The 24,325-nt window shown below is 34.3% G+C and carries 20 protein-coding genes; 13 read left to right on the top strand and 7 right to left on the bottom strand.

What is annotated here, in order from left to right; all coding sequences use genetic code 11:
* The first annotated feature begins 391 nt into the window (after window positions 1-391).
* From BMZ09_RS01950 to argH, 4 genes are all read left to right on the top strand, one after another.
* On the top strand, window positions 392-1,327 hold the full coding sequence (locus BMZ09_RS01950) for an N-acetylornithine carbamoyltransferase (RefSeq protein ID WP_090837008.1): 936 nt from the start codon (window positions 392-394) through the stop codon (window positions 1,325-1,327).
* A 332-nt stretch (window positions 1,328-1,659) separates the two neighbouring features.
* Window positions 1,660-2,436 carry an acetylglutamate kinase gene (gene argB, locus BMZ09_RS01945; protein WP_177183496.1) on the top strand — a complete coding sequence of 259 codons (777 nt, stop codon included), beginning with the start codon at window positions 1,660-1,662 and terminating at the stop codon, window positions 2,434-2,436.
* Entirely contained in the window at window positions 2,433-3,494 is a 1,062-nt protein-coding gene (locus BMZ09_RS01940) for a M20 family metallo-hydrolase (protein ID WP_090837007.1), read from the top strand. Before argB ends, BMZ09_RS01940 begins: the two co-directional genes overlap by 4 nt.
* A gap of 9 nt (window positions 3,495-3,503) precedes the next feature.
* On the top strand, window positions 3,504-4,778 hold the full coding sequence (gene argH / locus BMZ09_RS01935) for an argininosuccinate lyase (RefSeq protein ID WP_090837005.1): 1,275 nt from the start codon (window positions 3,504-3,506) through the stop codon (window positions 4,776-4,778).
* A gap of 293 nt (window positions 4,779-5,071) precedes the next feature.
* Here the strand turns inward: argH and BMZ09_RS01930 are convergent, their stop codons facing one another.
* Together BMZ09_RS01930 and gltB are read right to left on the bottom strand one after the other, a co-directional pair.
* On the bottom strand, window positions 5,072-6,538 hold the full coding sequence (locus BMZ09_RS01930) for a glutamate synthase subunit beta (RefSeq protein WP_090837003.1): 1,467 nt from the start codon (window positions 6,536-6,538) through the stop codon (window positions 5,072-5,074).
* Between the two features lie 3 nt (window positions 6,539-6,541).
* Window positions 6,542-11,038: a glutamate synthase large subunit gene (gltB, locus tag BMZ09_RS01925; protein ID WP_090837002.1), complete on the bottom strand. Its 4,497-nt coding sequence runs from the start codon at window positions 11,036-11,038 to the stop codon at window positions 6,542-6,544.
* Between the two features lie 445 nt (window positions 11,039-11,483).
* Here gltB and BMZ09_RS01920 point away from each other — a divergent pair, with 445 nt between their 5' ends.
* The 3 genes from BMZ09_RS01920 to BMZ09_RS01910 are packed head-to-tail and all read left to right on the top strand — an operon-like array spanning window position 11,484 to window position 14,060.
* Entirely contained in the window at window positions 11,484-12,470 is a 987-nt protein-coding gene (locus tag BMZ09_RS01920; RefSeq protein ID WP_090837000.1) for an outer membrane beta-barrel protein, read from the top strand.
* A gap of 12 nt (window positions 12,471-12,482) precedes the next feature.
* Complete coding sequence (locus tag BMZ09_RS01915) at window positions 12,483-12,821, top strand: P-II family nitrogen regulator (protein ID WP_090836999.1); 339 nt, start codon at window positions 12,483-12,485, stop codon at window positions 12,819-12,821.
* Between the two features lie 6 nt (window positions 12,822-12,827).
* Complete coding sequence (locus BMZ09_RS01910) at window positions 12,828-14,060, top strand: ammonium transporter (protein ID WP_090836997.1); 1,233 nt, start codon at window positions 12,828-12,830, stop codon at window positions 14,058-14,060.
* A 138-nt stretch (window positions 14,061-14,198) separates the two neighbouring features.
* Here BMZ09_RS01910 and leuB read toward each other — a convergent pair whose 3' ends face one another.
* From leuB to BMZ09_RS01890, 4 genes are read right to left on the bottom strand one after another with little or no spacing between them, the layout of a single operon-like run.
* A complete protein-coding gene (leuB, locus tag BMZ09_RS01905) occupies window positions 14,199-15,317 on the bottom strand; it encodes a 3-isopropylmalate dehydrogenase (protein ID WP_090836996.1) in 1,119 nt (372 codons plus the stop codon).
* A gap of 10 nt (window positions 15,318-15,327) precedes the next feature.
* Complete coding sequence (gene leuD, locus BMZ09_RS01900) at window positions 15,328-15,918, bottom strand: 3-isopropylmalate dehydratase small subunit (RefSeq protein ID WP_090836994.1); 591 nt, start codon at window positions 15,916-15,918, stop codon at window positions 15,328-15,330.
* A 1-nt stretch (window position 15,919) separates the two neighbouring features.
* Window positions 15,920-17,302 carry a 3-isopropylmalate dehydratase large subunit gene (gene leuC, locus BMZ09_RS01895; protein ID WP_090836993.1) on the bottom strand — a complete coding sequence of 461 codons (1,383 nt, stop codon included), beginning with the start codon at window positions 17,300-17,302 and terminating at the stop codon, window positions 15,920-15,922.
* 2 nt (window positions 17,303-17,304) lie between these two features.
* A complete protein-coding gene (locus BMZ09_RS01890) occupies window positions 17,305-18,480 on the bottom strand; it encodes a 2-isopropylmalate synthase (protein ID WP_090836991.1) in 1,176 nt (391 codons plus the stop codon).
* A gap of 149 nt (window positions 18,481-18,629) precedes the next feature.
* Here BMZ09_RS01890 and BMZ09_RS01885 point away from each other — a divergent pair, with 149 nt between their 5' ends.
* Both BMZ09_RS01885 and BMZ09_RS01880 read left to right on the top strand, forming a co-directional pair.
* Window positions 18,630-20,174 (top strand): hypothetical protein, encoded by a 1,545-nt coding sequence (locus BMZ09_RS01885; RefSeq protein ID WP_090836990.1) that lies wholly within the window; start codon window positions 18,630-18,632, stop codon window positions 20,172-20,174.
* Between the two features lie 244 nt (window positions 20,175-20,418).
* Window positions 20,419-20,631: a PID-CTERM protein-sorting domain-containing protein gene (locus tag BMZ09_RS01880; RefSeq protein WP_090836988.1), complete on the top strand. Its 213-nt coding sequence runs from the start codon at window positions 20,419-20,421 to the stop codon at window positions 20,629-20,631.
* Here BMZ09_RS01880 and BMZ09_RS01875 read toward each other — a convergent pair.
* The gene (locus tag BMZ09_RS01875; protein ID WP_090836985.1) at window positions 20,620-21,210 is read right to left on the bottom strand and encodes a riboflavin synthase; all 591 of its coding nucleotides are present in this window, start codon (window positions 21,208-21,210) and stop codon (window positions 20,620-20,622) included. The genes BMZ09_RS01880 and BMZ09_RS01875 overlap by 12 nt on opposite strands.
* 66 nt (window positions 21,211-21,276) lie before the next feature.
* Here BMZ09_RS01875 and pdxA point away from each other — a divergent pair, with 66 nt between their 5' ends.
* The 4 genes from pdxA (at window position 21,277) to BMZ09_RS01855 (ending at window position 24,316) form a co-directional block, all read left to right on the top strand.
* Complete coding sequence (gene pdxA / locus BMZ09_RS01870; protein ID WP_090836983.1) at window positions 21,277-22,323, top strand: 4-hydroxythreonine-4-phosphate dehydrogenase PdxA; 1,047 nt, start codon at window positions 21,277-21,279, stop codon at window positions 22,321-22,323.
* Between the two features lie 72 nt (window positions 22,324-22,395).
* A complete protein-coding gene (locus BMZ09_RS01865; RefSeq protein WP_090836981.1) occupies window positions 22,396-22,935 on the top strand; it encodes a YceD family protein in 540 nt (179 codons plus the stop codon).
* Window positions 22,936-22,944: 9 nt separating this feature from the next.
* Complete coding sequence (gene rpmF / locus BMZ09_RS01860) at window positions 22,945-23,145, top strand: 50S ribosomal protein L32 (RefSeq protein WP_027879374.1); 201 nt, start codon at window positions 22,945-22,947, stop codon at window positions 23,143-23,145.
* A 175-nt stretch (window positions 23,146-23,320) separates the two neighbouring features.
* Complete coding sequence (locus BMZ09_RS01855) at window positions 23,321-24,316, top strand: beta-ketoacyl-ACP synthase III (protein ID WP_090836979.1); 996 nt, start codon at window positions 23,321-23,323, stop codon at window positions 24,314-24,316.
* Window positions 24,317-24,325 lie beyond the last annotated feature (9 nt).

The raw sequence follows: 24,325 nt of genomic DNA, 5'->3' as shown, positions 1-24,325 counted from the left end.
TAAGAACTAAGTAGCAACGTCATTCTGAACTAGTTTCAGAATCGCTTAACAGTGAGAAACTGAAGTAAATTCAGCTTGACGAGAGTTGTGGATACATGAAAATAAGTGTTTGTAATAGCAGTTATATTGAGCATTAAAGGCTTAGAAACAAGAATTAAATAGCAACGTCATTCTGAACTAGTTTCAGAATCACATAACAGTGAGAAGCTGAAGTAAATTCAGCTTGAGGAGAATGGTGGATACATTAAAATAAGTGTTTGTAATAGCATTTATATTGAGCATTAAAGGCTTAGAAATAAGAATTAAATAGCAACGTCATTCTGAACTAGTTTCAGAATCACATAACAGTGAGAAGTTGAAATGAATTCAGTAAGATTAAAGTAATAAATAGATGAAAAAGTATACAGAAATAAAAGACATATCAAATCTTCAAGAAACTATAAAGGACGCGATTTCACTAAAAAATAATCCTTTTGAATTCGAAGATTTAGGAAAACATAAAACATTAGTCATGCTGTTTTTTAATTCCAGTTTACGAACGCGATTAAGTACCGAAAAAGCAGCAAAGAACCTAGGAATGGATGTGATGATCCTAAATGTGAATGACGCATGGAACCTAGAATTTGAAGATGGAACAATCATGAGTGCAAACACGTCAGAACACATTAAAGAGGCTGCACAAGTGATTTCGCAGTATGGAGATGTGATTGCGGTTAGAGCATTCCCAAGTTTAACAGATAAGAAAAAAGATGAAAGTGAGTTTGTGATGAACAGCTTTATAAAATACGCAACAGTGCCAATTGTAAATATGGAGAGTGCAACAGCGCATCCTTTACAAGCATTGGCAGATGCTATTACTATAACTGAATTATCTAAAAAAGCGAAACCAAAAGTAGTCTTGTCTTGGGCGCCACATCCAAAAGCATTGCCACAAGCGGTTGCAAATTCGTTTGTAGAAATGATGCAAAATATGGATGTCGATTTAACAATTACTCATCCTGAAGGTTATGAATTAAGCGAAGCAATTACGAAAAACACACCAATAAATCACAATCAAGAAGACGCTTTGAAAGATGCCGATTTTGTGTATGTGAAAAACTGGAGTAATTATAAAGACTATGGAAAAGTACTGAGTCAGGACGAGAATTGGATGATGACTAAAGCGAAGTTGGGTAATGCAAAATTTATGCATTGCTTACCTGTAAGACGTAATGTGGTTGTGGAAGATGCGGTTTTGGATGGCGAGCATTCTGTTGTGATTCAGCAAGCAAACAATAGGACTTTTGCTGCGCAAATTGTGTTGAAGCAGATTTTGGAAGAATTATAAACGTCATTGCGAATGAGGAACGATTGAAGCAATCTTTTAATTGAAACAGATTACATCGTCATACTGAATTCATTTCAGCGTCACACAACTACTAAATAATGAGACACTGAAACAAGTTTAGCTTGTCGACTGAGGTTTTAAAGTAAGTAATAAGTTGATGTTAACCCGTCACGTCATACTGATTGTATTTCAGCATCACACAACTAGTAAATAATGAGACCCTGAAACAAGTTCAGCTTGACGACTGAAGATTTAAAGTAAGTAACAAGTTGATGTTAACCCGTCACGTCATACTGAATTTATTTCAGTATCACATCAAAAGAAGAATAAGCATGAAAACACTAAAAATCATAAAAATTGGAGGAAATATCATCGATGATGATGACGCCTTAAAGCAATTCCTAAAAGCATTTGCGACTATAGATGCTCCTAAAATCCTAGTGCATGGTGGTGGAAAATTAGCAACCAAATTAGCACAACAAATGCAAGTGGAGGTTAAAATGATTGACGGAAGACGAGTAACCGATCAAGTGACTTTAGATATTATTACAATGGTGTATGCTGGAAAAATCAATAAAACTATAGTCGCACAATTACAAGCTCACAATTGTAATGCTATTGGTTTTTCTGGAGCGGATGGCAACACGATAGTTTCAGATTTAAGACCATCAAAACCTATCGATTATGGATTTGCTGGAGACGTCAAAAAGGTAAATACTGAAACGTTAGAAATTCTTTTAAATAACGAAATTACTCCTGTTTTTTGCGCAATTACACATGACAAAAAAGGACAATTATTAAATACAAACGCAGATACGATTGCTTCCGAATTAGCAATAGGTTTTGCTTCAATATATAAAACGGAATTATATTATTGCTTCGAAAAAAACGGAGTTTTAGAAAATGTAAATAATGACAATTCTGTTATCGAAAACATAAACACCAAAAGCTACCAACCGTTAATTGAAAATGGTATTATTTATGAAGGCATGCTGCCAAAATTAAATAACTGTTTTCATGCTGTAAATAATCAAGTACAAAAAGTTTGTATTGGTAAATCAGAAATGCTTTTCGATAAAAATAATAAACACACAACCATTTCAAAATGATAGAAAAACTAACAGCAAGAGCAATTGCTTTATTAAAACAATTAATAGAAACGCAGTCGTTTTCTTCAGAAGAAGGACCAACAGCAGCGCATATTGAGCAATGGTTTGTGCAGCAGGATATTCCTTTTAAAAGAACCAATCATAATGTTTGGGCAACCAATAAATATTTTGACGAGAGCAAACCAACGCTGTTGTTAAACTCGCATCATGATACTGTAAAGCCAAATAATGGTTATACAAAAGATCCTTTTAAAGCCATTGTTGAAGATGGTAGATTATATGGTTTAGGAAGTAATGATGCTGGAGGATGTTTGGTGAGTTTGTTAGCAACGTTTGCCTATTTCTACGACAAAAATGAACTTAATTATAATCTGGTTATTGTCGCTTCCGCTGAAGAAGAGAGCAGTGGAGAAAATGGGTTAAATAGTATGTTGTCGGTCATTCCAAAAGTGGATGTCGCTATTGTTGGAGAACCAACTTTAATGAATTTAGCTGTTGCTGAAAAAGGCTTAGTTGTGTTTGATGCAATCGTAAAAGGAACGCCTAGTCATGCTGCGCATCCAAATCATGATAATGCGATTTATAATACCATTCCAGTTTTAGAATGGTTTAAAAATTACACATTTAATAAAACATCTGAAGCTTTAGGAGAGGTAAAGTTGACTGTTACGCAAATAAATGCAGGAAAGCAGCATAATGCGGTTCCTGCAGATGTGAAATTAGTGGTTGATGTACGTGTAAACGATAAATATTCTAACCAAGACATTGTCGATATTTTACAGAAAGAAGCGCCTTGTGATAGTATTATTCCGCGTAGCATAAAATTAAATTCGTCGTCCATTCCTATCGATCATCCATTGGTAATTGCAGGAATAGAAATTGGTAGAAGCACTTATGGTTCGCCAACATTATCTGATCAAGCGGTGTTGAGTTGTCCGTCTTTAAAACTAGGACCAGGAGATAGCACACGATCGCATTCCGCTGACGAGTTTATTTACGTGAATGAGATTGAAGAAGGGATTAAAATATATATTGAATTATTAGAAAAAGTACTTTAAAATAAAATTATGAAACTCTGGGACAAAGGAATAAGTATCGATAAAAAAATAGAACAATTTACCGTTGGAAACGATAGAGAAATTGATATGCATATTGCAAAGTACGATGTGCAAGCGTCTTTAGCGCATGCAATAATGTTGGAGTCTATTGGCATTATTTCTTCGGAAGAATTGCAACAATTAAAAAATGGTTTGCACGTTATTGCGGAAACTATAGAAAACGGAACCTTTGTTATTGAAGAATCCTTTGAAGATGTGCATTCTAAAATTGAATATGAGCTGACTAAAACCTTAGGAGATGTCGGAAAGAAAATCCATACCGCACGTTCTAGAAACGATCAAGTTTTAGTTGCGCTTCAGCTTTATTACAAGGAGAATTTAAAAGAAATTAATACGAAGACAAAAACGTTTTTTGAGACCCTTTTAGGTTTGGCGGAAACGCATAAAGACGCTTTACTTCCTGGTTATACGCATTTACAAGTAGCTATGCCATCTTCCTTTGGATTGTGGTTTTCTGCTTATGCTGAGGTTTTAATTGATGATGTATACTTGCTAAATGCAGCCTTGAAAACCGTAGATCAAAATCCGTTAGGTTCTGCAGCGGGTTACGGAAGTTCGTTTCCTATTGATCGAGAATTAACGACTAAAGAATTAAATTTTTCAACCTTAAAATACAACGTTGTTGCTGCGCAAATGAGTAGAGGAAAAAGCGAACGAACAATCGCTTTAGCTTTAGGAAGTGTGTGTAATACTTTAGCGCGTTTTGCAATGGATATTTGTGTGTATAATAGTCAGAATTTTGGCTTTATTGCCTTTCCGGATGAGTTAACGACGGGGAGTAGTATTATGCCACATAAAAAGAATCCAGATGTGTTTGAATTAATCCGTGGAAAGGCCAATAAGATTCAAGCTTTGCATACTGAAATGGTGTTAATTACTAATAATTTACCAAGTGGTTACCATAGAGATTTTCAGTTGTTAAAGGAAAACATAATTGCAGCAATTGAAGATGTAAAAGATTTATTAGATATTTTTAATTATGCCATTCAGCAAGTCATTGTAAAAGATATTGATTTGAATGATGCTAAATATCAATACTTATTTACGGTAGATAATATTAATACATTGGTTGTGGGAGGTATGCCTTTTAGAGAAGCGTATCAAAAAATTGGAGGCGAAGTGGAAAGTGGAACTTATGTACCAGATACCTCTAAAAAACACACGCATGTTGGTAGTATTGGTAATTTGTGTTTGGATGGGATTAGAGGGAAGTATCCTGAGTAACGTTTTAGGCTTATAACTGTCAATTTGAGCGTAGTCGAAAATCTTATGATTTAGGCTTTAATAGCATTTCGACTGCGCTCAATGTGGCATTCGTTTTTGTACTGATTCTTGAAATTGAAAAAATCCTACTTCTGTAGGATTTGATTTAAGTTTATTCCCCTTTGTGAATAGTCGTTCAAAACAAGAAAGTGTTTTAGCTATATCACTGTCAGTTTGAGCGCAGTCGAAAACCTTAAGGTTTAATTTTAGATAGCATTTCGACTGTGCTCAATATGACAAAGAGTTGTGTTTGTTTAAACCCGAGGTAAATCGCTGTCATCCTTTAAAGGTAAACAGGATTCTCCCATTAAATAGGTGTCAATATGATGTGCTGCTTGTCTACCTTCTGAAATAGCCCAAACAATCAACGATTGTCCACGACGCATATCTCCAGCTGCAAAAACACCAGGGATGTTTGTTTTGTAATCTTTTATTGTTGCTTCAATATTACTTCTAAAATCCATTTTTAAACCAAATTGATCTGCTAGTGTTTTTTCAGCGCCTGTAAAACCAAGTGCTAATAATGCGATGTCGCATTTCCATTCTTTTTCAGTATTTGGAACCTCTTTAAGTTGAGGTCTTTCACCTGGTGTAAAAATCCATTCTACTTCAACCGTTTTTAAGCCTTTTAGGTTTCCTTTTTTATCGCCAATAAACGCTTTAGTAGAAATACTAAAAAAACGCTCGACACCTTCTTGGTGCGATGAGGTTGTTTTTAATTTCATAGGCCAATAAGGCCAAGGTTGATTTGCAGGGCGACCTTCAGAAGGTTTGCTTAAAATTTCAAAATTAGTCACAGAGGTTGCGCCATGACGATTGGACGTTCCAATACAATCACTTCCTGTATCTCCACCACCAATTACGATAATGTCTTTTCCTTTAGCAGAAATAACGTCTTTAAAATCCACTAAACCATCCACGTATTGGTTGTTTAGTTTTAAGAAATCCATCGCTTGCGTTACCCCTTTTAAATCCGCTCCAGGTATAGGAATGCTTCTTCTTACGGTTGCGCCACCACATAAAACAACAGCATCAAAGTCGTCTTTAAGCTGGTTGGCGTCTATGTTTTTACCAACATGAGCGTTGGTTTTAAAAATAATACCTTCTTCTTCTAAAACAGCAACACGTCTGTCAATCACGGTTTTTTCCATTTTAAAATCTGGAATGCCATAGCGTAATAAGCCACCCACTTTTTCGTCACGTTCAAAAACAGTAACGGTATGTCCTGCGCGATTTAATTGTTGTGCGGCAGCTAATCCAGCAGGTCCAGAACCAATAACAGCAACTGTTTTTTCGGTTCTTACTTTTGGTGGTTGTGCTACAATCCAACCTTCATTAAAGGCGGTTTCTACTATGTTTTTTTCAATATTTTCTATGGTTACTGGGTCTTCGTTAATACCAAGTACACAAGCCTCTTCGCAAGGTGCTGGACATAAGCGTCCTGTAAACTCTGGGAAGTTGTTGGTTTTGTGTAAAATTTCAGCAGCTTCTTTCCATTTTCCTTTATAAACTTTATCATTAAAATCTGGAATTAAATTCCCAAGCGGACAACCACTATGGCAAAACGGAATTCCGCAATCCATACAACGAGCGCCTTGATCTTTCAGGTGATCTTCTGGTAACGGAACCGTAAATTCTTTGTAATTCTCTATGCGTTTTTCTGGCGCTATATAACTTTCGTTCTCACGCTTAAACTCTAAAAATCCTGTTATCTTTCCCATAATTTACGCTAATTCTAGTTGTTCTTGTTCTAATCTCACTAAGGCTTGTCTGTACTCTTCTGGTAACACTTTTTTAAACTTTGGAAGGTAGTTGTTCCAGTCTTTTAGAATACGTGCTGCTAATGGACTACCTGTTGCTTCAAAATGATTTTCGATTAATTGTTTTAGCTGAAGACTATCCGCTTCGTTTTCAATTGGATCGATGTTTAAATCTTCCGAATTGCAATTCTGTTTAAACGTTCCTTTGTCGTCTAAAACATAAGCAACTCCTCCGCTCATTCCTGCTCCAAAGTTTCGACCTACAGTACCAAGAATAACAGCAACTCCACCAGTCATATACTCACAACCATGATCTCCAATACCTTCGACTACTGCTTGTGCTCCTGAATTTCTAACACAAAAACGCTCTCCAGCTTTACCATTTATATAAACTTCTCCAGAGGTCGCGCCATACAGTGTTACGTTTCCTGTAATGATATTGTCTTCCGGAATAATGGCGCATTTTTCTGGCACTTTAATAATTAATTTAGCTCCGGATAACCCTTTACCTAGGTAATCATTTGTGTTTCCGTGCACGGTAAATTTTAAACCTTTGGTTGCGAAGGCTCCAAAACTTTGTCCTGCAGAACCTGTGAAATCAATATCTATAGTGTCTTCAGGTAGGCCATCTGCTCCATAAATTTTCGAAATTTCGTTACTTATAACTGCTCCAACTGCTCTATCTATATTTGTGATAGGCATAGCTAAGTTTGTTTTTTGTCTTCTAAATAAAGCTTGATGTGCCTGTTTTATGATTTTAAAATCTAAGTGTACATTCAAGTTATGGTCTTGACAATATGTGTTGTATAGTTGTACATCTTCTGCGACTTCTACTTTGTGTAAGATTGGTGTTAAGTCAATTCCTGAAGATTTATAATGGTCTATGGCTTTGTTTCTATTTAGTTTTTGAGATTGTCCAACCATTTCATTAATAGTTCTAAATCCTAATTTAGCCATAATCTCACGTAATTCTTGTGCTACAAAATACATGTAGTTAACAACGTGTTCTGGTTTTCCTTTAAACTTTTTACGTAAGTCTGGGTTTTGAGTTGCAATTCCGACTGGGCATGTGTTTAAATGACACACACGCATCATAATACATCCTGAAGCTACTAAAGGTGCTGTTGCAAAACCGAATTCTTCTGCACCAAGTAAACAAGCAATAGCAACATCGCGACCTGTTTTTAATTGTCCGTCACATTCTAAAACTACACGATTTCTAAGGTCATTCATCACTAAGGTTTGCTGTGCTTCTGCAACACCAAGTTCCCAAGGTAAACCTGTATGTTTTTGTGAAGTTAAAGGCGTGGCTCCTGTTCCTCCATCAAAACCAGCAATTAAAATAACATCTGCTTTTGCTTTAGCAACTCCTGCTGCTACTGTACCAACACCAATTTCTGATACTAGTTTTACATTAATTCTAGCTTCTCTATTTGCTGATTTTACATCGTAAATTAATTGCGATAAATCTTCAATAGAATAAATATCGTGATGTGGTGGTGGTGAGATCAAACCAACATAGGGTGTTGAATTTCTTGTTTTTGCAATTTCTGGATTCACTTTTGGTCCAGGTAATTGTCCACCTTCTCCAGGTTTTGCACCTTGTGCTATTTTTATTTGAATTTCGCTTGCGCTTGTTAAGTAGTTGGAAGTGACTCCAAAACGTCCTGAAGCGACTTGTTTGATTGCTGAGTTTCTCCAGTCTCCTTGTGAGCTTTTGTAGAAACGTTCTTGATCTTCTCCACCTTCACCAGAATTAGATTTCCCTCCAATTCTGTTCATAGCAACCGCCAGGTTTTCATGTGCTTCTTTACTAATAGAACCATAAGACATGGCTCCGGTTTTAAAACGTTTTACTATTTCTGTCCAAGGTTCTACTTCCTCTAAAGGAATGGGGTCAAATTGATCAAACTCAAACAAACCTCTAATAGTCATTAGACTTTTAGATTGATCGTTTACTAAATCTGAAAACTCCTTAAAGGTAGATGCTTTATTGGTTCTTACCGATTCTTGAAGTTTGGCAACTGTTAGTGGATTAAACATGTGTTTTTCTTGTCCACGTCTCCATCTGTAATCTCCACCAACTTCAATTTGTGGTTCTGTATTTTTATGAAAAGCCCTTTTGTGACGTTTAACAATTTCTTGTTCAATTTCTCTTAGGCCAATACCTTGAATACGTGTTGGTGTATTTGGGAAGTATTTTTCGACTGTCGAGGTTTTAATTCCGATACATTCAAATAATTGAGAGCCACGGTACGAGTTTAATGTTGAAATCCCAATTTTGTTCATCACCTTTAAAATCCCTTTTCCAACTGCTTTATTGTAGTTTTTAATGGCAGCTAAATATTCTAAATCTGTAAGATCTGCATTGTTGATTTGTTGTTGAACAATTTCATTTACAATGTAAGGGTTTACAGCACTTGCGCCATAACCAAATAATAAGGCAAAGTGGTGGACTTCACGTGGTTCTGCAGATTCAATTATAAGGCTAATTTTTGAGCGTTTTTCTAATTTGTGTAAAGCATGATTTAGGTATGAACATGCTAAAAGTGCAGGAATTGGTGCGTGGTTTTCGTCTACAAATCGATCGGATAAAATAATGATGTTTGCACCTTCGTCAATAGCTTTAGAAGCTTTAGTGACTAAGTTTTCAAGTGCGACTTCCAGTTCATTTAATCCACGATTTACTTCGTATAACATGGAAATGGATTCGACTTTAAAATCAGGATTAGTATCATAATCTCTAATCTTATCTAAATCGTGTTTAGAAATAACCGGATTCTGAATTTTTAATTTTTTACAATGTTCGGCATTGATATCAAATATATTGACGTCACTACCAAGCGTTAAGCTTATATCTGTAATTAACTCTTCTCTAATTCCATCTAAAGGCGGATTGGTAACTTGAGCAAATAACTGTTTGAAGTAGTTATAAATTAATTGTGGTCTTTCTGATAAAATAGCAATTGGCGTATCACTTCCCATGGATCCAATAGGTTCTTTTCCTAATTGTGCCATCGGACGAATAATAGTATTTAAATCTTCTTCTGTATAGCCAAAAACAACTTCACGTTTTTTAAGATCAATTTCATCATATTTAATATGGCCTTCTTTAGCTTCAATATCGCGAAGATGTATCAAATTTTCGTTTAACCATTGTCTGTAAGGATGTTTGGCTGCTATTTCTTCTTTGATTTCTTCATCATTAACAATACGACCTTCGCTCATGTTTACTAAAAACATTTTTCCTGGTTCTAAACGACCATGGAATTCTATGTTTTCTGGAGCAATGTCTACAACACCAGTTTCGGAAGACATAATAACGTTTCCTTGTTTTGTTACGGTATATCTTGAAGGGCGTAATCCATTTCTATCTAAAACAGCACCTATAAAATTACCGTCAGTAAATGGGATAGAAGCTGGTCCGTCCCAAGGTTCCATTAAGCAGGAGTTGTATTCGTAAAACGCTTTTTTAGAATCCGACATGTGTGGGTTTTTTTCCCAAGCTTCGGGTACTAACATCATCATTGCTTCTGGAAGCGAACGTCCCGTCATTAATAGTAATTCAACAACCATGTCTAGGGTTGCAGAATCTGATTTCCCTCTTAAAATAGTAGGAATTATTTTTTTAATATCATCTCCAAATAATGGGCTTTCCATAATTTCTTCACGAGAAAACATACGAGATACATTACCTCTAACGGTGTTTATTTCACCGTTATGACAGATATATCTAAAAGGTTGTGCTAAATCCCAAGTTGGAAATGTGTTGGTAGAAAAACGTTGGTGTACTAATGCTAATCTTGTGTCTAAAGCCGAGTTAAATAAGTCTAAGTAATATTCGTTAATATGTTCCGGCATTAATAAGCCTTTAAATATTATGATTTTAGTAGATAGACTTGGTAGGTAGAAGAATTGTGATTCTGATAATTTAGAGTCATATATAGTGTGTTCTGCAATTTTTCGTGCAGCATATAATTTTATGTTGAATTCTCTTTCGGTTTGGGTATCGCTAGCCTTTCCGATAAAAATTTGCTTTACAAAAGGTTCTGTTACTTTTGCAATTTCACCTAAAACAGTACTATTAACTGGTACGTCTCTCCAGCCAATTAATTTAAGGCCTTGATTTTGGATTTCTTTTTCAAAAACATCAATACAATATTGACGTTGGTTTTCTTTTTTAGGAAGAAATACATTACTAACTGCGTATTCTCCAGCTTCAGGTAAATCAAACTCACAAAAAATCTTAAAGAATTTATGCGGAATATCAATTAATATACCTGCGCCGTCTCCTGTTACTCCGTCTGAACTTACAGCACCACGGTGTTCTAATTTTACTAAAATTTCAAGTGCTTTATGGATGATGTCGTTAGATCGTTTTCCCGTTAAGCTACATATAAATCCTGCACCACAATTATCGTGTTCAAATTCTGGTAAATAAAGTCCTTGTTTTTTTAGCATAATAAGTCAATTTTAAAGGCTTTTTGGGCCTTATTACAACTGTAAGATACACGCTAGTAATTGAATTTAAAAAAAGTATAAACACTTTTCCGAAATTCTGATTTAGACTATTATATAATACACTATAAACAATTTTATACTGATTAAACTAACAAATCATCAAAGCAAAAAACACAGTAAATAGGATTGTTTGTTGCGAAAACGATTGCGTAAAATATAAAAAACTGAATAATATTTAAATAAAACATGATTTTTATAAGAATTGTTCATTATTAAAGATATGAGATTAGTAAAAAAAGCATAGGTATTTTATGATACCCTATAAAAAATAGGGTATAAAATAAAATTATAATAAAAATGAGTCTAGAACCCTATCTTTTTTAGGGGTTAAATATATTTTAACATAGATTTGGGATATTAACCAACCATTTTAACACCAATTTTTATGAAACAATTACTGACCCTATCGCTTCTTTTGGTTGCAACAACTTTGTTTGCTCAAGAGGATGCTAATACACCAGAAAAAAAGTTTGCTTTTGAAGGTAGTGTGGATGCATACTACAGAACCAATTTAACAGCGCCAAATGATGAAAATCAAATTGCACCTGCAACATCTTTTGCTGATACGGGTGGATTTTCTTTAGGAATGGGAAATATTATTGCATCCTACGAAAAAGGACGTGTTGGAGCTGTTGCGGATTTAGTCTTTGGTCCAAGAGGTGAAGCTGCAAGTGCAACAGTATTAAATCAGTTGTTTGCTTTTTATAACATTAGCGAAAACACAAAATTAACCTTAGGTAAGTTTAATACGTTTTTAGGTTACGAAGTTATTGCGCCAGCAGGAAACTTTAATTATAGTACTTCTTATTTGTTTTCTAATGGACCATTCTCTCATACGGGTTTGAAAGCAGACTTTACTTTGTCAGAAGATTTTAGCTTAATGTTAGGAGTGTTTAATCAAACGGATGTTACGGAGTTTAATCCAGACGGAAGTTATGCAGTAGGTGCGCAACTAGGATATGATGGTCAGTATTTAAACTTATTATATGATGCTGCCGGTTTAGGTTTTGAAGTAGATTATACTGGAGGTTTTGATGCCTCAGAAGACTTTTTTGTTGGGATCAATGCAGCGTATGCGGATAATGATGGTGAAGGATTTTATGGCGTGGATTTGTATCCTCAATATGGTATTAGTGACACCTTTACTATAGGATTAAGAGGGGAATATTTTCAAACACAAAGCGAATCTGTAGATGATGATCCAAGTGTTATTGGATTAACGCTTACTGGAAGTTTGGTTATTGACGAAGATTTAATTATTAAACCAGAATTTAGACTTGATAGTAGTTCTGAAGACGATTTTATTGATACAGATTTAATGGCAACAAAAAGCTTAGGTTCTTTTGTTTTGGCAGCGATATATAAATTCTAATAAAAACTAATTATGAAAAAAGTAGAAGCAATAATCAGAAAATCTAAATTTTCTGCAGTTAAAAATGCATTGCATGAAGTTGGCGTAAATTTTTTCTCTTATTGGGATGTTACAGGTTTAGGTAACGAAAAAGAGGGGCATGTTTATAGAGGGGTTTCTTATAGTACAAGTGATATACAAAGACGCTATTTATCAATAGTTGTTAATGATGATTTTGAAGAAGTAACCATAAAAGCCATTTTAGAATCAGGTTCTACTGGAGAGGTTGGTGATGGTAAAATATTTGTCTCACAAATTGATGAGGTCTATAGAATAAGAACAGGAGCAAAAGGCGGAAACACTTTAAAATAAAAAACAATGGAATTACTTACAATAAACAATGTATGGATGATGATCTGTACAGCCTTAGTTTTCTTTATGCATTTAGGATTTGCATTTTTAGAGATTGGGTTAACACGACAAAAAAACACATTAAACATTTTATTTAAAAACATATTTATTATTACGGTAGGTCTATTGCTTTACTGTTTAGTAGGATTTAATTTAATGTATCCTGGTGAATTTAATGGGTTTATAGGATTTGCTGGTTTTGGATTAGATGCGCCAGTAACAGCAGAAGGTGCTTTAGATTTGGCATATAATGAAGGTTATACGTATTGGACAGATTTCTTATTTCAAGGGATGTTTGCAGCAACAGCAGCAACTATTGTGTCTGGAGCAGTAGCAGAACGTATGAAGATTGGACCTTTTATGATTTTTACAATAATATATGTTGGATTAATATACCCAATTGCTGGTTCATGGAAATGGGGTGGCGGATTTTTACAAACACTAGAAACTCCTTTTTATGACTTTGCAGGATCTACATTAGTGCATTCTGTTGGTGGATGGGCTGCATTAGTTGCGGTGTGTTTGTTAGGGTCTAGAATTGGTAAATTTAAGAATGGAAAAATACAAGCTATTCCAGGACATAATATTCCTTTAGCTACAGCTGGTGTGTTAATACTTTGGTTAGGTTGGTTTGGTTTTAATGGAGGATCTGTATTATCTGCAGACCCGTCTTTAACATCATTAACCTTAGTAACAACTTGTTTGGCAGCTGCCAGTGGAGGTGTTGTTGCAGCTTTTGTGTCTTTACTTAAGTTTAAAAACTTGGATTTAACGATGTTTTTAAACGGAATTCTTGGAGGATTAGTTGGGATTACTGCGGGAGCAGATCAGATGAGTCCTACTGATGCTATAATTATTGGAGCAGTGGCAGGTGCAATTATTGTGTTTGCAGTGTCTTTAATTGATAGGTTAAAGTTAGATGATCCTGTTGGAGCTATCGCGGTACATTTAGTATGCGGTATCTGGGGGACTTTAGCTGTTGGTCTTTTTGGGGAATTAGCTAGTGGTGCACAGTTTGTAAGTCAGCTTATAGGTGTGGTTTCTTATGCTGTTTTGTGTATAGTATCGTCGTTTTTAATTATTTATACATTAAAGAAAACAGTTGGAATTAGAGTTTCTGAAAAAGAGGAATTGGAAGGACTTGATGCTCATGAGCATGGTATGGATGCGTATCCAGACTTTAGATTAAATGAACATTAAGCTTTAGTTAATTTGTTGGAAAAACCTGAAAACATTTTGTTTTCAGGTTTTTTTTTATGTCTAATTTTAAATAGTATAAAGCAAAAAAAAGCTCAGCAATTTAATTGCTGAGCATGTTTTAGACTAACAAAAACAGTGTTAAATAATCGTAGATTGTCCTAAGTGAATATTATTGAAATTAATATTCGTGTCATTTGGGTTACTTATAAAATCGGCAATAAAATCTCCAACCTTAGAGGTAGAGACATTAGTGTAGGATGCGTTTAAATCTGGTGTTGTAATTTCTAGTTTTAAAGATTTTTCAACACCTTCTTTAATTAGATTGGCTTCTTCGTGAAGGTCAAAATGCTCTAAAAGCATTGCTGCGCTTAATATAGATGCAATTGGGTTTGCAATCCCTTTTCCTGTTGCTTGCGGGTATGATCCATGTATAGGTTCAAACATTGCATATTTGTCACCAATGGAGGCTGATGCCAGTAATCCAATAGAACCGCCAATTACACTAGCTTCGTCACTTATAACGTCTCCAAATAAGTTTTCGGTTAAAATAACATCAAACTGTTTTGGGTTTAAAATCATTTGCATGGCAGCATTATCAACAAATAAAAAATCTAAGGTTACATCTGGGTAGTCCTTTGCTAAATCGGTAACGACTTTGCGCCATAATCTAGATGTTTCTAAAACATTAGCTTTATCTACTAGTGTTACCTTTTTCTTTCTGCTTTGCGCGTTTTTAAATGCTAAATGTGCGATACGTTCTATTTCGTATTTAGAATATTCGCATAAATCAGACGCTGTATTTCCGTCTTCACTTAAATATTTTTTACCAAAGTAAATTCCGCCTGTCAATTCTCTGTAAATACTAATATCTGTTCCCTCTATAATGTGTTGTTTTAGAGGTGATTTATCTAAAAGCATATCATACGCTTTTACAGGTCTTATGTTTGCGTACAAACCAAGTTCTTTTCTAAGTTTTAGTAAGCCTTGTTCTGGTCTAACTTTTGCTGTTGGATCATTATCGTATTTAGGGTCTCCAATAGCTCCAAACAAAATAGCATCACTAGATTTGCACAAATCTAAGGTATTGTCAGGTAATGGGTTGTTGTGTTTGTCAATTGCCACTGCGCCAACAGGAGCTTCTTTAAATAAAAAGGTGTGATCAAATTCTAAAGCAATAGCTTTTAAAACTTTGATTGCTTGATTAGTCACTTCTGGACCTATACCGTCACCAGGTAAAACTGCTATGTTTAATTTCATAGTATAATTATTAGTATGTTTTTTTGGCTTCAAAAGCCGAAATAGTTTCTTTTTTACTTAATAGATAGTCAATATCATCATAACCATTAATCATACAAGTTTTTTTGTAAGCATCAATGTCAAAAGCTTCCTTGAAAGAAGTGCCTTTTACGGAGATAATTTGCTCTTCAAGATTAACTTGTAAAATAGTCTCTGGATTTTCTGTGGTAACGTCTAGTAGTACTTTTAAAAATTCTGCTGAAACTTGAACAGGTAATAGCCCATTATTTAAGGCGTTTCCTTTAAAAATATCCGCAAAAAAACTTGAAACAATAACTTTAAAGCCGTAATCACTTAAAGCCCAAGCTGCGTGTTCGCGACTAGAGCCGCAACCAAAATTATCTCCCGCAACTAAAATGCTTCCTGAGTATTTAGGGTTGTTTAAAGAGAAAGACTCATTTACTGAATCATCTTTATTAAATCTCCAATCTTTAAAAAGGTTGTCTCCAAAGCCTTTTCGGTCTGTTGCTTTTAAAAATCTAGCAGGAATTATCTGATCTGTATCTATGTTTTCTATTGCTAACGGAATAGCTTGAGATTGTAATGTTGTAAACTTTTCCATCTTAATTTAGTTGTTTTGTTATGTCCACAATTTTGCCTTCAATAGCTGTTGCAGCTGCAACTAAAGGACTGGCTAAAATAGTTCTGGAGCCTTGTCCTTGTCTTCCTTCAAAGTTTCGGTTTGATGTTGAAACACAATATTCGCCTTGCGGAATCTTATCGTCGTTCATAGCTAAGCAAGCGGAACAACCCGGTTGTCTTAGCTCAAAGCCAGCTGCGTCAAATACATCTTTAAGACCTTCTTTTATAATTTGAGCTTCTACTTGTTTACTACCAGGAACTAACCAAGCGGTAACATTATCAGCTTTTTGTTTTCCTTTTATGTAGTTTGCAGCTACTCTAAAATCTTCAATTCTAGAGTTGGTACAGCTTCCAATAAAGACATAGTTAATAGGTTTATTGATTAAAGATTCTCCTTTTTTGAAATCCATGTATTGTAAAGATTTTTCAAAAGAAGCATCGTCTATAGTTGGTATGTTTTCAGTCACTTTAATTCCCATTCCTGGGTTGGTACCATAAGTTACCATAGGTTCTATATCTTCCGCGTCAAAAGCATATTCTTTATCAAAAACAGCATCTGCATCCGTTGGTAGAGTTTTCCAATAGGCTACTTTTTTGTCAAAAGCATCTCCTTTTGGTGCAAATTCTTTATCCTTTACATAGTCAAAAGTGGTTTGGTCTGGGGCAATCATTCCGCCTCGAGCGCCCATTTCAATACTCATATTACAAACGGTCATTCTGCCTTCCATGGACATGTTTTCAAAAACATCTCCCGCATATTCGCAGAAGTAACCTGTGCCTGAGTTTGTGCCTAATTTGGCAATGATGTATAAAATAACATCTTTTGGTAATACGCCATTTTTAAGTTTACCGTTAACAGTCACTCTTAAGCTTTTTGGCTTAGTTAAAAGTAAGCATTGACTAGCAAAAACCTGTGCCACTTGACTGGTTCCAATACCAAAAGCGATGGTTCCAAAAGCACCATGTGTTGAGGTGTGACTATCTCCGCAAACCATTGTCATTCCTGGTTGGGTAATTCCTAATTCTGGAGCCATAACATGGACAATCCCATTGTATTGGTGTCCTAGTTGGTAAAGTGTGATATTGTTTTTTTTGCAGTTTTCAGATAGTTGTTCTAATTGATTTCTAGACAATAAATCTTTAACTGGTAAGTGTTGGTTTTGTGTTGGCGTATTATGATCTGCAGTGGCAACAATTTGTTTTGGTCTAAAAACAGGAATGTTGCGTTCTTCTAGCTCATTAAAAGCTTGTGGACTAGTCACCTCATGTATTAGGTGTTTGTCAATATATAATACTTGTGGTCCGTCTTTAATGGTCTCTACAACGTGAGCATCCCAAACTTTGTCAAATAATGTTTGTCCCATAATTATGCCGAAATTATTTGTTGGTACATTTTGCTAGTTTCAATAATCTGGTGGATATCACCATCATTTATTTCTTTTTTTCTATCGGCAAAATTTAAAAAGTTGGCATAAACATCATCTAATTGAAGCTTAGTTAGTTCGTAACCCACATTTTTTGCTCTGTATGCTAAAGCGGCACGACCACTTCTGGCGGTTAAAACAATTGCAGATTCTGTAACACCAACATCTTTAGGATTGATTATCTCGTATGTTTCACGGTTTTTAATCACACCATCTTGATGTATACCTGAGCTATGTGCAAAAGCATTAGCGCCAACAATGGCTTTATTAGGTTGCGTGTAAATCCCCATGCTTTCTGATACTAATTGACTAAGTCCGTAAAGCATTTCGGTTTTTATACTAGTGTCTAGGTTTAGGTAAGGATGCTGTTTTAAAACCATGACTACTTCTTCAAGCGCAGTGTTACCAGCACGCTCTCCAATTCCGTTTATGGTACATTCTATTTGTCTTGCTCCGTTAATAACGCCTTCAATAGAGTTGGCAGTTGCTAGACCTAAATCGTTATGGCAATGACACGATAAAATGGCTTTTTCAATTCCTTTAACGTTCTCTTTTAAATATTTAATTTTTGCGCCATACTCACTAGGTAAACAGTATCCTGTAGTATCTGGTATATTTAGTACTGTTGCTCCGGCTTTTATTGCAGCTTCGCATACTCTTGCTAAATACTCGTTGTCTGTACGTCCGGCATCTTCAGCGTAAAACTCGACATCTTCAACAAAGGATTTAGCATATTTTACAGCATCGTAAGCACGTTGTATAATATCCGCTTTGTTAGATTTAAATTTATGAAGTATGTGGGAGTCTGATGTGCCAATTCCTGTGTGGATTCTTGGGTGTTTAGCATGTTTTAATGCTTCGGCAGCTACTTTTATATCGTTTTCTACAGCTCTAGTTAAGCCGCAAACGGTAGCATTTTTTACGATTTTTGATATTTCTTCTACCGATTTGAAGTCACCTGGACTAGAGACGGGAAAACCTGCTTCGATTACATTAACACCTAGTTGGTCCAATTGCTTAGCAATAATTACCTTTTGCTCTGTGTTTAGCTTACATCCTGGCACTTGTTCGCCATCACGTAGAGTAGTATCAAATATTTGAATTGAGTTTTTTGACATTTTAAGAGAGAATTATTTTTCTTTTGAATTACTAATGTATACTTTGGTTAACTGTTATAGATGTCTGTTATTTGTGATGTTACGATGTTCAGTCTTTGAAAACAATCTTAATTAATTGATAATCAGTGTTTTAAATTAATAATTAGTTGATGACTAAAGCCCAAAAAGATAATTTGTTTTTATTAGTTAAGTCTTTAACTAAGTCCGAAAAGCGACAGTTTAAGCTGTATGTTGGAAGGCTTGGGGTTAATTCTGATTCTAAATTTTTAAACCTATTTAATCTTCTTGATAAGTCTAAAGTGTATGATGAAGCTGCTATTGTTAAAAGTGGTGTAGTTAAAAAACAGCAATTAGCAAACGTTAAGGCGCATTTGTATAAGCAGGTTTTGATTAGTTTAAAATTAAACCCATCCCATCAAAATATACGCTCTCAAATTAGAGAGCAATTAGATTTTGCTTCAATACTGTATCATAAAGGGTTGTATAAGCAAAGTTTAAAGATCTTAGATAAGGCAAAAGAATTGGCTATTTTAAATGAAGAAAAAAACTTAGCATTTGAAATTGTTGAACTTGAGAAAATAATTGAATCACAATATATTACTAGAAGTATAGGTAGTCGTGCAGATCAGTTAACTGTGCAGGCTAAGGAGTTAAGTGAATTAAATGTAATAACTAGTAAGTTGTCTAATTTGTCTTTACAGTTATATAGCATAATATTAAAGACAGGTTATGTTAAAAACGAAGCAGAAAGTAAAGCAGTAACCAAATATTTTGAAGACAGGCTTCCTGAGGTTGATGTAGCTAAGTTAGGATTTAGAGAAAAGCTTTGGTTTTATAAAACGCATTTATGGTATAGTTTTTTAATGCAGGATTTTTTAAACTGTTATAAGTATGCTTTAAAATGGGTGGACTTGTTCTATGAAAACCCAAGCATGATTAGTTTAAATCCAGTATTCTTCTTAAAGGGAAATAACTATTTGTTAGAGGCTTTATATTTTATTAAAAACAAGCCTAAATTTGTTGGTAAGCTATCTGATTTTTATGCTATTGTAGAGCGTTCTGATTTTCCTAAGGATGAGAATGTGGCTTCTTTGGTGTTTTTATATGGTAATTTTCATAAAATAAATCAGCATTTTATAGATGGAAGCTTTGAAAATGGTCTTGGTTTAATTCCAGAGGTAGAAGCTGATTTGATGGTATATTCTAATAAGATTGATGCACACCATAAAATGGTCTTTTATTATAAGTTTGCCAGTTTGCATTTTGGAGCGGGTAATAATAAGGAGTGTATTAGATATTTGGATAAAATTATATCAAACAAGTCTTTATCTATGCGAGAGGACTTATTATGCTTTTCTCGAGTTTTAAATTTAGTTGCGCATTATGAGGCTGGTTTAGATTATCATTTAGAAACCTTATTGCGTAGTACTTATAAGTTTTTAATAAAGATGAATGATTTGCACGAGGTGCAAAAAGAAATGATAAAGTTTATTAGAGGGCTTCAGGATATTTACCCTCAGGATATTAAAAAGGAGTTTAAGAAACTTTTAGAAGTCTTAAAACCTTTTGAAGATCATCCATTTGAGCGTCGTGCATTTTTGTATTTAGACGTAATCTCTTGGCTTGAGAGTAAAATTAGTAATAGACCGGTAGGTCAGATTGTAAAAGAGAAATATCTAGCTTTACACGGTTAAAAACAGTTTATTTAAGCTGCTAACTTGTGATTTGCACTTGATTTTAGCGTTTTTGATACTTTGGAACTGTTTTTGTATTACAACAAATAGAGATTGATAAAGCCTTCGTTGAATGGGCGAAAACACATCGAAATCGGCATTTCATCGATAAAAAAAGCGTTTTAAAGAGGTTTTTTAAGAAAAAAGCGTTTTAAAAGTTTTGATAGCCTAGTTTTTTTCATACATTTACACTCTCAAATCAAGCATGAAGACAATAAAAACATTAATAGCAAACATCTTATTTTTATTAATAAGCGTAGTTGGTATGGCCGATTCTGGACCACCACCACCTTTAGAAAACGGAGCGCCACCTGCACCAGGTCTTCCTATTGATGGAGGTCTCGTAATCTTAGTTGTATTAGGTCTTGTATACGGTGTGTATAAAGTAGTGTCTTCTAAAAAAATATTAAAGGCTTAATTCGTTAAGGCGCTTTACGTATTTTCCAATGACATCAAATTCTAAATTTATTTTTGTCCCAATTTTAAATTGTTTAAAATTAGTATGCTCAAATGTATAAGGTATGATAGCAACACTAAAGCTGTTTTTTTGAGAATTAACAACCGTTAGACTAACTCCGTTTACAGTAATAGACCCTTTTTCTATGGTTATATTATTTAGTTTTGGATCGTATTCAAAAGTATATAACCAACTTCCATTAGTGTCTTTTGTTTCTATACAAACAGCTGTTTGGTCTACATGACCTTGTACAATGTGACCATCTAGTCGGTCACCAAGCTTCATGGCGCGCTCTATATTAACAAAATCATTTATTTGTAAATCACCAATATTAGTTTTGTCTAAAGTTTCTTTAATGGCAGTAACTCTATATTGGTTATCATTGATTTCGACAACAGTCAAACAAACACCATTATGTGCAATACTTTGATCTATTTTTAATTGGCTAGTAATAGTGCTTTCAATAGTAATATCTAAATTATCTTTTATAGTTGATAATTGTTTGACCGTACCCAGTGTTTCAATTATTCCTGTAAACATAAACTTAATGGTATTATTTAGTTAAATTTGCTTTGGTAAATTTACAAACAATAGTTAGTAGAATTAATGAAGAAAGAAGAAAATATTAAACTAGGAATTTCTATAGGAGATTTAAACGGTATAGGAGCAGAGATTGTTTTAAGGATTTTTGAAGACAATAGAATGTTAGATTTTTGTACGCCTATTATTTTTGCCTCTATCAAAACAATGAGTTTTGTTAAAAACCATTTTAATTTAGATATTAACTTAAACGGGATTCAAAATGTTAGTCAAGCCCTGCATGGACGTGTTAATGTTTTAAATTGCTGGAAAGAAAATGTTGCTATTAATTTTGGACAAGAAGATCTAAAAATTGGAGAGTACGCAATTAAGTCTCTTGAACAGGCTACTAAATCTTTAAAGGAAGAAGAAATAGATCTTTTAGTTACTGCTCCGATTAATAAACATAACATACAGTCTGAGACCTTTAAATTTCCTGGTCATACAGATTATCTTAATCAAGAATTAGAAGGCAATAGTCTTATGTTTATGGTTTCTGATGGGTTACGCGTTGGTTTATTAACGGATCATGTTCCTGTAAAGGATATTGCAATGCATATCACACCAAAACTGATAGAAGAAAAAATTAATACAGTTTACAATTCGCTTAAGCAAGATTTTCAAATCGATAAACCTAAAATTGCAGTTTTAGGCATTAATCCACATACAGGAGATAATGGTGTTATTGGAACCGAGGATGATACTGTTTTAAGACCAACACTTCAAAAAATAAAGGACTCTGGTAAGCTGGTTTTTGGTCCATATGCGGCAGATAGCTTTTTTGGATCAAACAATTATAAAAATTTTGATGCTATAATTGCATCATATCATGACCAAGGATTAATACCTTTTAAAACATTATCTTTTGGGCAAGGTGTAAATTACACTGCAGGTTTAAACAGAGTCAGAACATCTCCAGACCACGGTACAGCTTATGAGATAGCTGGAAAAGGTGTAGCTGATGTTGGTTCTTTTAAAGAAGCTATCTTTACAGGAATACAGATTTTTAAAAATAGAATCGAGTATCAAGAGCTTACTAAAAACCCATTAAGATTTTCAAAAAGAAAGATATAAACAAAAAAATGTTTATAAGTCTTTATAATAAAGAAATTTTTATATATTTGCAGGCTCAAAATAGATGTGGTAATGAAGCAATTAAAAGAATTTACAATACCATTTGTAGGTTTAAAAGAAGGAAAACATCTTTTTGATTATAGTATAGATCAAACGTTCTTTAATCACTTTGAGTATGAAGATTTTAACTCATGTGATATTAAAGTAAATTTAACTTTTGTAAAAAAATCAACTTTACTAGAGTTAAATTTTGAAATTTCGGGAACTGTAAACGTCAATTGCGATGTTACAAATGAGCCTTTTGACTTACCAATAGAAACTAGTTTTGATTTGGTAGTTAAATTTGGAGATGAATATAATGACGATTATATTGATATATTAATCATTACTCATGGAGAGTATGAAGTTAATATACAACAGTATATTTATGAGTCTATTGTATTAGCATTGCCAAGTAAGCGCATACATCCAGGAGTTGAAGACGGAACATTAGATTCTGATATACTTGACAAATTAGATGAACTTAGCCCAAGGCTAAAAGATAAAAAAGAAGACAAAGAGGAGACCGATCCTCGTTGGAATACATTAAAAAAACTATTAACGGATAAATAATAATATAAAATGGCACATCCTAAAAGAAAAATCTCGAAAACAAGAAGAGATAAGAGAAGAACACATTATAAAGCAACTGCGCCACAAATTGCAACTTGCCCAACAACTGGTGAAGCTCATTTATACCACAGAGCGCACTGGAGTGAAGGAAAACTTTACTACAGAGGTCAAGTTTTAATTGACAATTCAGTAGAAGAAAACGTAGCATAATATTATGCATGCATATAGAAAAACGCTCACTTGTGGGCGTTTTTTTTATGATTTGTTTTTCTTTACGTTAAAAAGCATTTACTTTGCATAGAAATAGTCTAAAAAAGACTAATTTTATTATAATTAAGTCAATTTAGGTCGTTTTTGACCTTTTTTTGACTAAAATAACTAAAATATGAGCAAAATCTCTGCTGCAATAACTGCTGTTGGTGGTTACGTACCAGACTATGTTTTGTCTAACAAGGTTCTAGAAACACTTGTGGATACAAACGATGAATGGATTACATCAAGAACAGGAATTAAAGAGCGTAGGATTCTTAAATTAGAGGGCGAAGGAACATCATACCTAGCCATTAATGCAGCTAAAGATCTGCTTAAAAAACAAAATATAGATCCTAAGGAAATTGACTTAGTCATTGTTGCAACAGCAACACCTGACATGCTTGTTGCTTCTACAGCTGTTTATACAGCTACAGAAATAGGCGCAACAAATGCGTTTGCATACGATCTGCAAGCAGCGTGTTCAAGTTTTCTTTATGGACTATCTACAGCAACAAGCTATATAGAATCAGGACGTTATAAAAAAGTGTTATTAATAGGTGCGGATAAAATGTCTTCTATTATTGATTATACAGACCGTTCTACATGCATCATTTTTGGTGATGGGGCTGGTGCCGTATTGTTAGAACCTAATACGGAAGGATTAGGGTTGCAAGACGAGTACTTAAGAAGTGATGGTTCTGGAAGAGAATTTTTAAAAATTGAAGCGGGTGGATCAATTACACCGTCTTCACAAGAAACCATAGACAATAAACAACACTTTGTGCATCAAGATGGACGTACAGTGTTTAAATTTGCGGTTTCAAACATGGCGGACGTTTGCGAAAAAATAATGCAACGTAACAACTTAACTAATGATGATGTATCATGGTTAGTGCCGCACCAGGCTAACATGCGTATTATAGACGCTACAGCTAAACGAATGAATTTAGAAGACGATAAAGTCTTAAAAAATATTCATAGATATGGTAATACAACTTCTGCAACATTACCATTACTACTTTATGATTTTGAATCTAAACTTAAAAAAGGAGACAATCTAATATTTGCTGCTTTTGGAGGTGGATTTACGTGGGGATCTATTTATTTAAAATGGGCCTACAACTCTTAAACTAACTAA

The organism is Olleya namhaensis (assembly GCF_900114005.1).
Classification (GTDB): Bacteria; Bacteroidota; Bacteroidia; order Flavobacteriales; family Flavobacteriaceae; genus Olleya; species Olleya namhaensis.
Note: the sequence above shows the minus strand (reverse complement) of the source record. Positions and strands in the feature narration are given on the sequence as shown.

What these genes read in the sequence shown, in the direction of transcription:
- BMZ09_RS01890 (WP_090836991.1), bottom strand. Translation starts at nt 18,480, where the DNA reads ATGTCAAAAAACTCAATTCAAATATTTGATACTACTCTACGTGATGGC.
- leuC (WP_090836993.1), bottom strand. Translation starts at nt 17,302, where the DNA reads ATGGGACAAACATTATTTGACAAAGTTTGGGATGCTCACGTTGTAGAG.
- BMZ09_RS01875 (WP_090836985.1), bottom strand. Translation starts at nt 21,210, where the DNA reads ATGTTTACAGGAATAATTGAAACACTGGGTACGGTCAAACAATTATCA.
- pdxA (WP_090836983.1), top strand. Translation starts at nt 21,277, where the DNA reads ATGAAGAAAGAAGAAAATATTAAACTAGGAATTTCTATAGGAGATTTA.
- leuB (WP_090836996.1), bottom strand. Translation starts at nt 15,317, where the DNA reads ATGAAATTAAACATAGCAGTTTTACCTGGTGACGGTATAGGTCCAGAA.
- gltB (WP_090837002.1), bottom strand. Translation starts at nt 11,038, where the DNA reads ATGCTAAAAAAACAAGGACTTTATTTACCAGAATTTGAACACGATAAT.
- BMZ09_RS01880 (WP_090836988.1), top strand. Translation starts at nt 20,419, where the DNA reads ATGAAGACAATAAAAACATTAATAGCAAACATCTTATTTTTATTAATA.
- BMZ09_RS01920 (WP_090837000.1), top strand. Translation starts at nt 11,484, where the DNA reads ATGAAACAATTACTGACCCTATCGCTTCTTTTGGTTGCAACAACTTTG.
- BMZ09_RS01885 (WP_090836990.1), top strand. Translation starts at nt 18,630, where the DNA reads ATGACTAAAGCCCAAAAAGATAATTTGTTTTTATTAGTTAAGTCTTTA.
- argB (WP_177183496.1), top strand. Translation starts at nt 1,660, where the DNA reads ATGAAAACACTAAAAATCATAAAAATTGGAGGAAATATCATCGATGAT.
- BMZ09_RS01865 (WP_090836981.1), top strand. Translation starts at nt 22,396, where the DNA reads ATGAAGCAATTAAAAGAATTTACAATACCATTTGTAGGTTTAAAAGAA.
- BMZ09_RS01950 (WP_090837008.1), top strand. Translation starts at nt 392, where the DNA reads ATGAAAAAGTATACAGAAATAAAAGACATATCAAATCTTCAAGAAACT.
- argH (WP_090837005.1), top strand. Translation starts at nt 3,504, where the DNA reads ATGAAACTCTGGGACAAAGGAATAAGTATCGATAAAAAAATAGAACAA.
- leuD (WP_090836994.1), bottom strand. Translation starts at nt 15,918, where the DNA reads ATGGAAAAGTTTACAACATTACAATCTCAAGCTATTCCGTTAGCAATA.
- BMZ09_RS01930 (WP_090837003.1), bottom strand. Translation starts at nt 6,538, where the DNA reads ATGGGAAAGATAACAGGATTTTTAGAGTTTAAGCGTGAGAACGAAAGT.
- BMZ09_RS01915 (WP_090836999.1), top strand. Translation starts at nt 12,483, where the DNA reads ATGAAAAAAGTAGAAGCAATAATCAGAAAATCTAAATTTTCTGCAGTT.
- rpmF (WP_027879374.1), top strand. Translation starts at nt 22,945, where the DNA reads ATGGCACATCCTAAAAGAAAAATCTCGAAAACAAGAAGAGATAAGAGA.
- BMZ09_RS01940 (WP_090837007.1), top strand. Translation starts at nt 2,433, where the DNA reads ATGATAGAAAAACTAACAGCAAGAGCAATTGCTTTATTAAAACAATTA.
- BMZ09_RS01910 (WP_090836997.1), top strand. Translation starts at nt 12,828, where the DNA reads ATGGAATTACTTACAATAAACAATGTATGGATGATGATCTGTACAGCC.
- BMZ09_RS01855 (WP_090836979.1), top strand. Translation starts at nt 23,321, where the DNA reads ATGAGCAAAATCTCTGCTGCAATAACTGCTGTTGGTGGTTACGTACCA.